The sequence below is a fragment of the Mucilaginibacter terrigena genome, from assembly GCF_004168255.1.
In the GTDB taxonomy this organism is placed as follows: Bacteria; Bacteroidota; Bacteroidia; order Sphingobacteriales; family Sphingobacteriaceae; genus Mucilaginibacter; species Mucilaginibacter terrigena.
In genome coordinates this window covers 127,672-142,561 of sequence record NZ_SEWG01000003.1, presented here as the reverse complement: position 1 = coordinate 142,561, position 14,890 = coordinate 127,672, and the positions used below count along the sequence as shown (strand labels likewise).

The following is a 14,890-nucleotide window of genomic DNA, read 5'->3' as shown; positions in this document are numbered from 1 at the left end:
TGATTTTTCAATGTTGTGTAGCAGTGATGTAGTGCCAAATTTCACTTTAGGTACAGGCCTGCTATACATTTGAGACCACAAACCAATTGCTGCGGCAAGTTATAAACCAATTTTAAACCAATTAACAAAATGCTTTAAACTTAATGTATTACCGTGCATTGCTATGCCCGAAAAAATCTCACATGAATAAACTTTTACAACAAACCCAGGGCCGTTGCCAAACGGCTAATTAATTAAAACTAACAATAAACCTTATGCAATTAAAACTCAAGTTTTTTGTGGGTATTGCTTTTCTCTTTTGTTTTGTTAGCGAAGCCTATTCACAAAGCCTTCGTATAACCGGTAAAGTAACCCAAAAGTCTGACGGGCTAAGTTTGCCCGGAGCATCAGTATCCCTTAAGGGAACGTCAACAGGTATTGTTACCGATATAAACGGTAACTATTCCTTAAACATCCCGCAAAATGGCGGCACCATCGTAGTTTCGTTTGTAGGCATGGCCTCGGTTGAACGGATTGTAACACAAGCCGGCGAACAAAACTTTGTTTTGGAAGACAATGTAAATAATGCCCTAACAGAAGTTGTTGTAGTTGGTTACGGTACCCAAAAGGTAACCAAAGTATCCGGCGCCATCGCAACGGTAAAAAGCGCCGATATCCAGCGGCAAAACCCTGTACGTGCAGAAGAAGCCATACAAGGGCGTGCATCGGGTGTTACCGTTATACAGGGCGGTACACCGGGTTCCAACCCAACCGTAATTATCAGGGGTATCCCATCGCAAAGTGGATCGAACCCGTTAGTAGTTATAGATGGTGTGCAGCAAACCTTAAGCGATCTTAACGCGGTGAACCCCCTCGATATAGAATCGATAAATGTACTTAAAGATGCATCTGCTACGGCTATTTATGGTGTTAGGGGGGGTAACGGTGTAATTGTTGTGACTACCAAAAACGGTAGAAAGAATATGAAAACCGAATTCACCCTTAACAGTAGTTACGGTGTGCAGGAAATAGCCCGCTACATTGGTGTTTTAAATGCTACCGAATATGGCGCAATGATAAACGAAGGCAGTGTTGCAGCAGGCGGCAATGTTATATTTCCCGATCTTTCTGTGTTAGGTGTAGGCACCAACTGGCAAAAGGAGGTATTTAAAACCGCGCCGTTACAACAACACACTTTAGGTGTGCGTGGCGGCAGCGAAACCGTTTCGTATTTCCTGTCAGGCGGGTATACAAGCCAGGGTGGTATAGTTGGGGGGATTGATAAATCAAAGTTCGATCGTGCAAACTTCACAGCCAACCTTGATTTTCAACTGTCATCAAAACTAAAATTCATTTTAAATACTACCGGCGTCATATTAAACTCTAAAGGGATACAGGAAAACTCTTTTAACAGCGTAATTGGTAGCGCATTAAACTTCGACCCAACGGTATCGGTTTTAAATACCGAAAACACAGTTGGCAAATATGGCTACAGCAACCTTTTACTATCTGAAGTTTACAACCCGTTAACCAAGCTTGATAATACTTATAACAAAAGCCTTGGCAGCAAGCTTTACGGTAAATTTGAAATACAATATGATATTTTGAAGAACCTTAAACTTACCAGCAGACTGGGTTATACCAAATATGATGCTAACAGTAAAGGCTTTACGCCGCTTGTATTTTACGGGCCGCTTAACGTTGACAACAGCATGAATGCCGATGGTTCGACCGTATTAGATAAACATAATACCGTAAACCACGATAAAGTAAGCAACTTTAACTACAGCTGGGAAACTTATGCCAACTATAACTTTAAAGTGGCGCAGGATCATAATTTTGAAACAGTTGTTGGCTTTTCAATGGCGAAAGAATCTGGTAACGGAACCGGTGTAAACAGGCAGGATGTACCATTTAACTCATGGGAATTTGCAGATTACTCGGCAGCTACCGGTACAAATACTGCAACTAACCCAACCGCAACGGGTGGTTACTACTACCAATACTTTAAACGCAACATGTCGTACTTTGGAAGGTTGAACTATGATTACAAAGAAAGATACCTTGCATCATTCACCGCGCGCCGTGATGGGTCAACATCTTTTGGCGCCGACAGAAAGTTTGCTAACTTCTTTTCAGGATCGTTAGGCTGGGTTGCCAGTAAAGAAAGCTTCTTTAATGTACCCGCTATCGATTTCTTAAAAATAAGGGGTAGTTATGGTACAGTAGGTAATGATATTACGCCAACGCAGGCATACAGCATTGCAACCGGTGGCCCTGATTATGGCCCTACCGCAAACAGCAATGGCTATAACTTCAGCAACGTATTCTATCCGGGGTCTACCTTAGCCTCTACCGTAAACGAAAGGCTTGGCTGGGAAACCCAAAAGCAGGCAAATGTTGGTTTTGATTTGACGATGTTAAACGGCAAATTAAACATCACTGCAGATTACTATGAAAAAAGGGTATCTGGTTTAATATTTCAACCGGCAACAGTTTTAGTAAACGGTACCATACCATTGCCTGATGCTAACATCGGTTCAACTAAAAACAGCGGCCTTGATGTATCAGTAGGCTATAACGCAGACCTTGGCAACTCGTTTAAACTTGGTAATACCGTAACGGTAACTACCGTAAAAAGCTTGGTTACCGCAACCAATACCGATGGTACAGCGAGGATATTTGGCGGCAGCTATTTTAACGGCCAGTCGCAACAGGTAACGGTTTTTGAAAAAGGCCAGTCGCCGGGTTATTTCTACGGTTATAAAACCGATGGCTTGTTCCAAAACGCCGCAGAAGTTGCAGCAGGTGCAACCCAACCGGGCGCAAAACCAGGCGATATCCGTTTTGTAGATACCAATAACGATGGTACCATAACCGCCGAAGACCGCACCTATATTGGCAACCCGTTCCCTAATGTAATTTTAGGATGGACGCTAACCATGAGTTATAAAAACTTTGATTTTAATGCGTTTACCTACGCTTCATTAGGCAACGATATTTATCGCGCTTATGAGCGTAACGCCAACTACACCAACAAATTCCGTGGTGTGCTGGCAAGGTGGACAGGCGAAGGCACAACCAATGATGCCCGTAACCCGCGTTATACGTTTACTGATGATAACAGCAACATCCGCGCATCAGACAGGTATGTAGAGGATGGTTCATTCGTGAAGATCAAAAACGTACAGTTAGGCTATACTTTCCCACGCTTATTACAAGGAAAAGTATTTAAAAGCATCAGGGTTTACGCGCAGGTAAGAAATGCTTACACCTTCACTAAATATTCGGGCTACGACCCGGAGATCTCGGGCGGTGTATTTGAATCTGGTGTTGACCGTGGCGCCTATCCGCAGCCAAGAACATACACTATGGGACTTGACATTAAATTATAATTCATTTAAATATTATTACGATGAATAAAAAATATATAAAGCTAATTGGCGTGGTTATGCTAATAACCACACTCACAGCATGTAAAAAATGGGTAGAAAATAACCCGCACGACCGCTTTGTGGTTACCGACCTTGACTACCTGAAATCGGAAACAGATTACCGTACCATGGCCATCAGCGTATATTCCCCGCTGCAATGGTTAAACCAGGCGGTTGTTGTTGGCGATATCGCATCTGATAACTCGGTAGCGGGTGGCGAAAGCGCATCAGACGTTTTAGCGTTGCAGCAAATAGACGATTTTACCTTAACCTCATCAAACTCCACACTGTATGATCTGTGGCGGGTTGCTTACGAAGGTGTTAACCGTTCTAATTATATCATAAAGTATAAAGACAAGAACAAAGCGGGCGAAACGGTTGACTTCACCGGCAAAGATGCCCTTTATGGCGAAATGCACTTTTTACGGGCTTACTACTATTTTACCCTGGTAAAAATGTGGGGCGATGTGCCATTGTTCACTAACGATCGCTTTGATTATAATGACGCAAAATCATTAACAAGGGCACCAAAAGCCGAAGTATACGCGCAGATAGAGAAGGACCTTAACGATGCCATAGCAGTTTTACCTGCCACCCAGGCACAGCAAGGCCGTGTAACTAAGTATGCTGCCCAGGCATTGTTAGGTAAAGTTTATTTATACGAGAACAAGTTTTCAGAAGCGGCTTCGGTATTAGAACCTGTTATTACACAAGGCCCTTTCTCATTGGTAAGTGACTACGCATCTGTTTACTTGGCAGCAGGCGAAAACGGCCCCGAGTCGGTATTCGAGATCCAGTACACCAATGGTTCGCCCTACTACAATTGGGGTGGTGCCACACGCGGGCAGGGTAACTATGCTGTTCAGCAAAATGGAATCAGGGGTTTAAACGGCGGCGGCGCTATGCCTTATGCTGCTGGCTGGAGCACCAACCTGCCAACGCAAGACCTGGCTGACGCATATTCTGCAGGCGACCAGCGTAAAGCCATCACAGCATTCGATATCGAAGCTTACAAAGCAGCCCATCCCGAACTTAACATTACCTATCAGGTAGCACCGTATAAAAACACAGGTTTATACAACGGAAAATACCTGCCACGCAAAGGTGAAACATCGGGCCAGGTTGAATTGAACTATCTGAACAACTTTAGGGTTTTAAGATATTCTGAAGTATTGCTAATGGCTGCCGAAGCTATAAACAGAAGCGGTGGCAGCGATGCCAAAGCACAGGAGTACCTTAACAGGGTACGTGCCCGTGCATTTGGCGACGACCTGCACAAGATAACCGCTACAGGCGATGCACTTAAACAGGCTATATGGGACGAGCGCAGGCTTGAACTGGCTATGGATGGCGACCGCTTTTTTGACCTGGTTAGAACAGGGCAGGCCGCCGCAAAACTTACAGGTTTTAAAACCGGCAAGCACGAGGTGTTCCCTATACCACAGGAAGAAATTAACGTTACAGGTTTAACACAAAACCCGGGCTATTAAACCTTAAAAAATCAAGATCATGAATGCAATAAAATATTTTTTGAGCATAATCCTGGTACTGGCTGTTATAACAGGCTGTAAAAAGGAAGTATTTGATGATACATCGTTTGTGAATAACGGTGTATCTGATCCGGCAAAATTGTCGGTATTATTTAACATTACACAGGATAACACCGGCCTCGTTACCGTTTACCCAACAGGCGAGGGCGCAACCCTTTATGATGTTTATTATGGCGATGGTACCGATAACTTTGTTAAAGTAGGCCCGGGCAAAAACACCCAGCACACTTACAAAGAAGGCGTTTACAATGTAAAAATCGTAGCCCACGGTGTAAACGGCAAAACCACCGAATTAACCCAGGAGCTTACTGTATCGTTTAAAGCGCCCGAGAATTTAAAGACAACTATCACCACTAACGGCTTAACAATTAATGTTGGCGCAGCCGCTGATTTTGAAACCATGTACCATGTTTATTATGGTGATGAAACTACAGCTGATCCCGAGCCGTACGATTCTTTCCTGGAAACGCAAACGGCAACACATAATTATGCATCTGCGGGTACATACGTAGTAAGAGTAGTGGCTTTAAGCGGTGGCGTTGCAACAACCACGCACGAGGAAACCATAAAAGTAGGCAGACAAATAGACCTGCCTTTGACCTTTGACGACCCTAACTACGATTACACCACCAGCGATTTTGGCGGTAACATATCAAGTGTGGTTGCAGACCCTGCAAATGCTGCAAATAAGGTTTTAAAAGTTATTAAACCGGGCGGCGCCGAAGTTTGGGCAGGTACAACATTAGGTACAGGTGCAGGCTTTGCAAACAAAATTGCAGTAACTGCTGCAAACTCAAAATTGACGGTTCGTGTTTACTCACCTGCTGTAGGTTTAACTATCAAATTAAAATTAGAAGACCATGCCGATGGTTCAAAATTTGTTGAAGTTGATAAGCTAACAACAGTAGCCAATGCCTGGGAAACCTTAACATTTGATTTTAATAATAATGTTCCGGGTACACCTGCGTTAAACCCGGCGTTCACTTACGATAAGGCTTCGATGTTTTTTGACTTTAATGTAAGCGGCAGTGGTAAAGTATTTTATATGGACGACCTGAAGATGACTGTCCCTATTCAAAAAATAAGCTTGCCTGTTACATTTGACGCGCCAAATACAGATTACACCGTAACTGATTTTGGTAATGATATTACCATTGATGCAGTTGACCCTACAAACGCGGCCAACAAAGTTAAAAAGACCACCAAGCCGGGCGGTGCCGAAACATGGGCCGGGGTTACTGTTGGTACACCAGCAGGTTTCCCAACTAAAATAGGTGTTACGGCAGACTTTGCTCAAATGAGCCTGCGCGTTTATTCGCCTGCGGCAGGGTTAACCATCAAATTAAAAATAGAAGACCATAACGATGGTACAAAATCTGTTGAAACAGATGCGGTAACCACTGTAGCTAACGGATGGGAAACCCTAACGTTCAATTTGCTTAATAACTCTGGCGGTACACCTGCATTTAATGCGGCATATAATTATGATAAAGCCACGGTATTTTTTGATTTTGGTGTAAGCGGTTCGGGTAAAACATTTTACTGGGACGACCTGAAACTTTTACCTGCACCATCTTCTGTTTTAGGCATCCCGCTTAATTTTCAATCTGCAACCCTGAACTACGCCTTTATCGATTTTGAAGGCGGCGGTGTTACTGTTGTTAACAACCCAAGCGCTACCGGTATTAATACCAGTACTAAAGTTGCCAAAATGGTAAAAAGCCCCGGCGCTACTTACGGCGGCAGTTTTATCAGCCTTGATAACCCGATCGATTTCTCAACCAAAAAGATCATCAAGATGAAAGTATACTCGCCAAGGGTAGGCGCTAAAGTTTTACTAAAGGTAGAGAACCAAACCAACGGCGGCATCAGCTTCGAAAAAGAAGTAACTACCACCAAAGCCAACGAATGGGAAGAGTTAACTTTCGATTACACCGCAATCAACACAGCCAACTCTTACCAAAAAGTTGTACTGATATTTGATAACGGCACGTCGGGTGATGGATCGGCCAACTACACATTCTATTTTGATGATATCACACTTAATTAATTTATAAAGCGATGAAAATTAATATAAAAGCATTAATAACCATCTGTTTGGCAGCCGTTATAATTGCAATAGGCTGTAAAAAACAAGAGTATTCCTTTGGTAAAATAATTACCCCGAAGGACCTGACCATAACAACCGAGATTGAAGGTGTTGACGATACCCACCCTGCAGGCAGCGGTTCCGGTAACGTCACAATCAACGCATCGGCTACAGATGCCATTTCATACAAAGTAGATTTTGGCGATGGTTCCAGCAAAATAGTGGGCGAAGGCGCACTGGTGCACAAATATACTACCCCCGGCACTACCGAATACACCGTTGTGGTAAATGCTGTAGGTACCGGTGGCGTAACAACCACTACAACCAAAACCATTACCGTATTTGTTGCGTTTGAGATCCCGGCGGAAATATTGCAGAACCTTACTAACGGTGGTTCGCAAACCTGGGTTATTGATCGCCTTACCCCCGGCCATGTAGGTGTAGGCGCTGCCGATACCTATACATCAAACCATTATAGCGCCACACCAAACCAACGCGATGAGTGTTTATATGATGACGAGATAACCTTTACTAAAGATGGAAAAACCATAAACATGACGGTTGATAACAAAGGGCAGTCTTTCTTCATAGCTGCTGCTACTGCATTTTACGGTAAATCAGGAGGAGATAATTGTTATGACCTTGATGTTACAGGCACTAAAAAACTGGTGTTTATGGATGCTACGTCGGGCTCAACCCCGGCAAATTCAACCCGTATACAATTCACAGTACCGGGTAACGGGCTTATAGCATTTGGCACAGGTGGCAGCACGTACGAACTTATGGAGCTAACTGCAACCACTTTTACAGTACGCACCATGAGTGTAGATGGCCTTGCATGGTATCAGAAATTTAAAGTTAAATAATAAAAGATATGAGAAGATTGAAAACTTTAGTGTTAGTGGCAGTGGTAGCCTTGTTTACCAATTGCTCTAAAAATAATGATACGGGTGGCAACTCAACAGCAGACAAACCTGCAAATGTTGTTGTAACACCCACCGTAAGTACCGATAACAGCGGCACGGTAACTTTTGCCGTTACAGCAGAAAACGCCGTATCGTACGAGTTTGATTTTGGGAACGGCGTTTTTCAGAACAATACAAGCGGCAGTTTAACATACCAATACCCGGTGGCCGGTGTTTATAACGTAAAGGTTACCGCTAAAAGCCAAAGCGGTAAAACAACAGTAAAATCAATACAGGTAAATGTTTCTGCAGCCGAGGCGCTTGTTTGGTCGGATGAGTTTAATAACACCGGCGCGCCCGACCCTGGTAAATGGGGCTACGATCTGGGGAACAACAACGGATGGGGTAATAACGAGCTGGAATATTATACCAACCGCACAGATAATGCTATTGAATCTGATGGTACCTTAAAAATCAACCTGAAGAAAGAGGATTATAATGGTTTTGGTTATACATCGGCCAGGCTATTAACTAAAGGTAAGTTCGCGTTTAAGTATGGCCGTGTCGAGGTTAAAGCAAAGCTGCCTGCAGGTGTAGGTACATGGCCTGCAATATGGGCGCTGGGTGCCAATGTAGATACCACTCCGTGGCCCGCCTGCGGCGAGATAGATATTATGGAACATGTTGGTAAACAACAAAACACCATATTTTCTACCCTGCACTATCCAAATCATTATGGTGGCGGCGGTGTAAGTGCAACTACACAAAACCCAACTGCTTCTACAGCGTTTCACGTTTACAGCCTTGAATGGACGCCAACTACCATGAAGTTTGCTGTTGACGGTAACGTATACCACACGTTTGCCAACACTGCCGACCTGCCATTCAATCACGATTTCTTCCTGATACTGAATGTTGCAATAGGTGGTAATTTTGGTGGCCCGGCGGTCGACCCTAATTTCACTAACGACTCCATGGAGGTAGATTACGTACGCGTTTATAAATAATCATTTAAACAGGTAAGGCTATCCGTTAATTAACGATAGCCTTACTTTTTATAAAATAATCCCCTGATTAATATTATGCTTCACAAAAAGTGTATTTATGCTGCTGCATTCGCAATGGCAATAGTTATTGGCACGTCATGTTCGTCTGTTAAAAAAGGCTCGGTAACGGGTTATGCCAAAGGCAATGTGGTTTTTTTTGACGATTTTTTGGGCACCACACTCGACCGCACCAAATGGACACCGGAAGTACCCGGATTTAACGGGAATAACGAGTTACAAACTTATGTAGATTCATCATCTGTAATGTACATAGAAAACGGGCTGCTGGTTTTAAAGCCAAAATATTCGCCTAAGTTTAAAAATATTGAAGGCAGGGAATATGATTTCATCTCGGCACGAATAAACACCCGCGATAAGTTTGATTTTACTTATGGCACAGCCGAGGCACGCATAAAGGTTACCGCAGGCGAAGGCTTGTGGCCGGCCTGGTGGATGCTGGGCAAAGGCAACTGGCCGCAAACAGGCGAGATTGACATTATGGAGTACGTGGGTGAACCCGACTGGATAAGCGCGGCCGTGCATGGCCCTGGTTACAGCGGCGAAACCCCTTTTGTAAACCGTTTATACTTTGATAAGGAACACGATGCCACACAATGGCATGTTTACGCGGTTGACTGGACACCCGAGAGCCTTGTTTTTAAATACGATGGCGTAGCAATGTTTAGGGTAACCCGTAAAATGGCAGAACATTATGGCAAATGGGTGTTCGACAATAAGCAATATATGATACTTAATTATGCCTTGGGTGGTGGGTACCCTGCTAAAATAAACGGTGTAAAACAACCTTTCTACGGGTTACCCGAAAGCACCGTTAACATGGTGAAAAATGGCGAAGCCAAAATGTGGGTCGACTGGGTTAAGGTCACTAAAAGCAGCGAACAATAACATTTACAATACACGTAAGCGCTATTTGCAGAAGGCCCCGTATGGGGCCTTTATTGTTTAATTAAAGTAAATATTTAACCTCATTTGTTGTAAGGATAACGCCCTGTTTCCGTCGTTATTGCGAATAAAAAAATATAGTTTAAAAACGGTAATTTGATAGATCATACCTTATATTTTTGGCTTTTTACAGATCTGATAAGCCATCATCATGACACCGGGAAACAACAAATCAAACATATATACACTCGATTTACATAATGCTGACGGGTTAACCTTTATGTTAGTTGGAGGCAAGGGCGCTAACCTGGGCGAACTGTCGAAAATAAAAGGTATAAGTGTGCCCCGTGGTTTTTGTGTTACTACCGAAGCTTATAAAAAAGTAACCGGTGATAACGGCATATTTAACGGCCTGCTGGATGAACTATCACGACATAAGGCAGACGCGAGGAAAAATATCAGCGAAATTTGCGCAAACATCCGTACAGCCATTGAAAGCACGCCCATCGCTATTGATATAGTAAAAGAGATTACAACTTACATTACAAAGTTTGATAAGGCAGAGGCCTTCGCGGTTCGCTCCAGCGCTACAGCGGAAGACTTGCCGGCAGCATCATTTGCTGGCCAGCAGGATACCTATTTAAATGTTATTGGCCATGATGCTATACTAAAGCATATCAGCAAATGCTGGGCATCCCTGTTTACCGATAGGGCTGTAATATATCGTATCCAAAACGGCTTCGATCACCATAAGGTACAGATATCTGTAGTTGTGCAGCAAATGGTTTTCTCCAAGGTGGCGGGTATCTTGTTCACTGCCGATCCAATTTCTGGTAACAGGAAAGTGCTATCTATCGACGCAAGTTTCGGCCTTGGGGAAGCATTGGTTTCCGGCCTTGTCAATGCCGATAATTACAAGGTACGCGAAGGTAAGATAATCCATAAGAAAATATCAGCAAAAAAACTGGCTATATACCCCGAAATAAACGGTGGTACAAAGAAGCAGGAAATTGAAGCTGCCCAGCAGAACAAGCAAGCGCTCACCGATGCAGAGATCTTGCAGCTTGAAGCCATAGGCAGAAGCATCGAAACACATTTTGGCAGCCCGCAGGATATTGAATGGTGTTTAGCCAATGGTACATTTTACATAGTGCAAGCCCGCCCAATTACCACATTATACCCTATCCCCCAATCAAATGACCAGGAAAAACATGTCTATTTATCTGTAGGCCACCAGCAAATGATGACCGATGCGATGAAACCATTGGGATTGTCGTTTTGGATGTTAATGACCCCGCCTAACACACGCACGGCAGGCGGCAGGCTGTTTATAGATGCTACACTTATGCTGGCTTCACCTGCCGGCCGGGATACGATACTTACCACCCTCGGAAAATTCGATCCCCTTTTTAAAGACGCCCTTACAACCATCATTAACCGGGGCGATTTTATAAAACCATCCCCCGATGAAAAAAAACCGGGTACCGGCCAAAGCAGTAATGCTGTTCCCCTTCCCGATTATCATGCGCTGAACGATTATGATCCAACAATCGTTTCGGATTTGATCAATAGCAGCCAGGCATCTTTAGGAGCGCTAAAACAAAACATCCTGGAGAAGTCAGGCCCGGACCTGTTTGATTTTATTATGGAAGATATCGGGCAATTAAAAAAACAAACATCCGACCCACGAAGCATTGGTGTTATCATGACCGGGATGAACGCTTCAACCTGGATCAACGAAAAAATGCTGGAGTGGCTTGGCGAAAAAAACGCGGCCGGCACTACCTCTCAATCTGCACCAAACAATATCACCTCAGAAATGGGCCTCGACTTACTGGATGTAGCGGATGTAATTCGCCCTTACCCCGAGATAATAGCGTATTTAGAAAAAATAAATGAGGACAACTTTTTAGAGGGGTTAGGTAAGTTTAAAGGTGGACAGGAAACCCGTGAAGCAATTACAAACTACCTTAACAAATATGGGATGAGGTGTGTTGGGGAAATAGATATTACCAATTATCGTTGGGCCGAAAAACCCATTAAACTTGTGTCTTTGATCCTTAATAACATCAAAAGCTTCGAGCCGGGTGCGGGCAAACAGCGGTTTGAACAGGGAGAACAGGAGGCTTTAAAAAAGGAACAGGATTTATTGAAAAGATTGAAGCAATTGCCTGATGGCGCGCAAAAGGCAAAAGAAACAAAACGCATGATCCACCTTGTCCGAAACTATGCCGGTTATCGCGAATATCCAAAATATGCCATTATTAGCCGGTACTTTGTTTATAAACAAGCTATACTGAAAGAAGCCGGGCAACTTGTAAAGGCTGGTACTATTCACGAAAAAGAAGATATTTATTACCTGAATTTTGAAGAACTTAAGGAGGCGGTGCGCACAAGGCAGGTTAATTATTCCGTTATTAATAAACGCAAAGAAGAATATAAACTGTACCAAAAACTATCTCCGCCGCGTGTTATGACAACTGACGGCGAAACATTTTCAGGCAGTTATAACCGGGGGGATCTACCGGCTAACGCTATAGCCGGGCTGGCCGTATCTTCGGGCATTGTAGAAGGGCGCGCACGAGTTATTTTAAAAATGGAAGATGCGACCCTGGTAGATGGAGATATACTGGTCACTACCTTTACCGACCCCAGTTGGACACCCCTGTTTGTGTCTGTAAAAGGCCTTGTTACCGAAGTTGGCGGACTGATGACCCACGGCGCTGTTATTGCCCGCGAATACGGCCTGCCCGCCGTTGTAGGAATAGATAACGTTACTAAATTGATCAAAGATGGGCAACGGATCAGGGTAAACGGAACCGACGGTTATGTGGAGGTGCTGTAGATTAGGCCTTTAATAATTATTACCTTCCCCTAAACCACTCCATCTTTATTGTATTTAGCCTTATACTCTAATGGCGAAATGCCGGTGATCTTTTTAAACACTTCGCGAAACGCTTTTACATCCGAGTAACCCACTTCGTACATCACTTCGTTAATTGTTTTACGAGTAGTTTCAAGCGCTTTTTTGGCAGATTCTATCTTTACCCGCTGGGTGTATTCAACCGGTGTGTTACCTGTGGCTTTAATAAACCTTCTGTCAAAATTTCTCCGGCCCACGGCAAACCTCGAAGATAAATTTTCAATAGATATTTTTTCGTCCAACTTATCCTCAATATAAGTTTGCGCTTCTTTTATCATTTCATCTCCATGCAGCTTTTGCCCGGTAAATATGGTAAATGCCGACTGGCTTTGCCTGTCTATTTCTATCTGGAAAACTTTTGCGCAAAAAATGGCGGCTTGCCTGTCATAATATTTCTCTACCAGGTATATTAGCAGATTAAGGAAGGAGTAACCACCGCCATTGGTATATATCCCGTGCCCGTCGGTGATCAGTTTATCGGCTTCTAAATGCACATTTGGAAACGAGTTTCTGAAAACATCCGCCACGCACCAATGTGTAGAACAGCTTTTCCCATCGAGCAAACCTGTTGATGCCAGCATAAAGGCCCCGCTACATATGCTGGCTATTTCTGCACCATTTTTGTATTGCTGCCCAATCCAGTCTATAAACAATTTATTGCCATGCACAGCATCTTCATAACTGCGAATGGTTGTAGCAGGGATAACTATGAGATCGGTTTTGGCTATCTCCGAAATATGCACCTGCGGCGTAAGGGTGATCAGGCCGCCGTAATAGTCTGCTTTTTCTGATATCCCCGCCAGTTCTATATTAAACAACTCCCCTTTTCCGGCATCTTTCCAATACATGTTGGCTCTTGAAAATACATCACACGCGCCTGCAATACTGGCAATAGTGCTAAGGTTACTTTGCCCGTTAGGGACAATTATGGTTAAGTGCTTCATCGCTTTTTAAGATTTATGATCGACACCCTAAGTTACGTATTTGGAATGCAAAAATAATTTGTTTGTCTAAATTACCCCGTGATAAAGTCTATTTCACACCCCTTTTAGGCGTAGCGCTATCCCTACTTTTGACTTAAGCGTATCTGATAATGATGCGGGAAACATCTTCTAACACAAAAACAGAATTATGAAAAACCAGGATTTCACAACAACCATTTTAGTTAGTGCAGCAGCACAAAAAGTTTTTGATGCTATTAATAATGTACGCGGCTGGTGGTCAGAAAACATTGAAGGCGATACCGGTAAACTGAACAGCGAATTTATATACCATTACCAGGATATACACCGTGCCAAAATGAAAATAACTGAGCTTGTTACAAATAAAAAAGTGGTTTGGCACGTGGTTGACAATTATTTTAAGTTCACCAAAGATGAAAACGAATGGAAAGGCACTAATGTGATATTTGAAATAACTGAAAAAGATGATAAAACACAATTAACGTTTACTCATCAGGGCTTGGTACCAACCTACGAATGTTATAACGTTTGCCACGATGCATGGACGCATTATATACAAGACAGCTTAAAAGATCTTATCCTGACAGGCAAAGGGAGCGCGACACCTAAAGAGGCAGATGAAAACGCTGAAACAAAACCGGTTCCTGCAAAAGATAGGGGCACCCAATGTATATTTCACCGGTTGCAGATCAACGCGCCTGTTGAAAAGGTATATGAAGCTATAACCACACAGAAAGGCCTGGCAAGCTGGTGGACAGCGGATACCATTGCAAAACCCGAAGCAGGAAGTATTGCCAGGTTTGCTTTTGGTTCAACCTATTTTAAAGAAATGAAAATAGAGCAGCTTAAACCATATAGTACAGTAAAATGGCTTTGCATTAAAGCTCATGAAGAATGGATCGGCACCGCCATTACTTTTGAACTGGAGCCAAACCATAAAGGATGTTCGCTATCTTTCCATCATGATGGGTGGAAGGCCGCTACAAATGAGTTTGCCGGTTGTAGCTTTGATTGGGCGCTATTTCTGCGGAGCCTGAAATTTCTTTGTGAAACAGGCAAGGGTTTCCCCTATCCCGAATTTAATAAATAATATATTTAC

The 14,890-nt window shown here is 43.4% G+C and carries 9 protein-coding genes; 8 read left to right on the top strand and 1 reads right to left on the bottom strand.

The genetic code is table 11. The features are described 5' to 3' along the window. Window positions 1–254 precede the first annotated feature (254 nt). The 7 genes from EWM62_RS07765 (at window position 255) to ppsA (ending at window position 12,751) form a co-directional block, all read left to right on the top strand. Window positions 255–3,374 (top strand): SusC/RagA family TonB-linked outer membrane protein, encoded by a 3,120-nt coding sequence (locus EWM62_RS07765; RefSeq protein ID WP_129876103.1) that lies wholly within the window; start codon window positions 255–257, stop codon window positions 3,372–3,374. Between the two features lie 20 nt (window positions 3,375–3,394). Continuing rightward, window positions 3,395–4,903, top strand: a complete 1,509-nt coding sequence (locus EWM62_RS07760; protein ID WP_129876102.1) for a RagB/SusD family nutrient uptake outer membrane protein — start codon at window positions 3,395–3,397, stop codon at window positions 4,901–4,903. A 19-nt stretch (window positions 4,904–4,922) separates the two neighbouring features. Next, complete coding sequence (locus tag EWM62_RS07755) at window positions 4,923–7,013, top strand: hypothetical protein (RefSeq protein WP_129876101.1); 2,091 nt, start codon at window positions 4,923–4,925, stop codon at window positions 7,011–7,013. 11 nt (window positions 7,014–7,024) lie between these two features. Further along, window positions 7,025–7,918: a PKD domain-containing protein gene (locus EWM62_RS07750; RefSeq protein WP_129876100.1), complete on the top strand. Its 894-nt coding sequence runs from the start codon at window positions 7,025–7,027 to the stop codon at window positions 7,916–7,918. 8 nt (window positions 7,919–7,926) lie between these two features. Next, window positions 7,927–8,964 carry a family 16 glycosylhydrolase gene (locus EWM62_RS07745; RefSeq protein WP_129876099.1) on the top strand — a complete coding sequence of 346 codons (1,038 nt, stop codon included), beginning with the start codon at window positions 7,927–7,929 and terminating at the stop codon, window positions 8,962–8,964. A gap of 114 nt (window positions 8,965–9,078) precedes the next feature. Next, entirely contained in the window at window positions 9,079–9,909 is an 831-nt protein-coding gene (locus EWM62_RS07740; RefSeq protein ID WP_129876098.1) for a glycoside hydrolase family 16 protein, read from the top strand. A gap of 208 nt (window positions 9,910–10,117) precedes the next feature. Beyond that, the gene (gene ppsA / locus EWM62_RS07735; protein WP_129876097.1) at window positions 10,118–12,751 is read left to right on the top strand and encodes a phosphoenolpyruvate synthase; all 2,634 of its coding nucleotides are present in this window, start codon (window positions 10,118–10,120) and stop codon (window positions 12,749–12,751) included. A 29-nt stretch (window positions 12,752–12,780) separates the two neighbouring features. Here ppsA and EWM62_RS07730 read toward each other — a convergent pair whose 3' ends face one another. Further along, complete coding sequence (locus EWM62_RS07730) at window positions 12,781–13,773, bottom strand: GlxA family transcriptional regulator (protein WP_129876096.1); 993 nt, start codon at window positions 13,771–13,773, stop codon at window positions 12,781–12,783. Window positions 13,774–13,960: 187 nt separating this feature from the next. Between EWM62_RS07730 and EWM62_RS07725 the strand changes: the two genes are divergently transcribed. Beyond that, the gene (locus tag EWM62_RS07725) at window positions 13,961–14,881 is read left to right on the top strand and encodes an SRPBCC family protein (protein WP_129876095.1); all 921 of its coding nucleotides are present in this window, start codon (window positions 13,961–13,963) and stop codon (window positions 14,879–14,881) included. Window positions 14,882–14,890 lie beyond the last annotated feature (9 nt).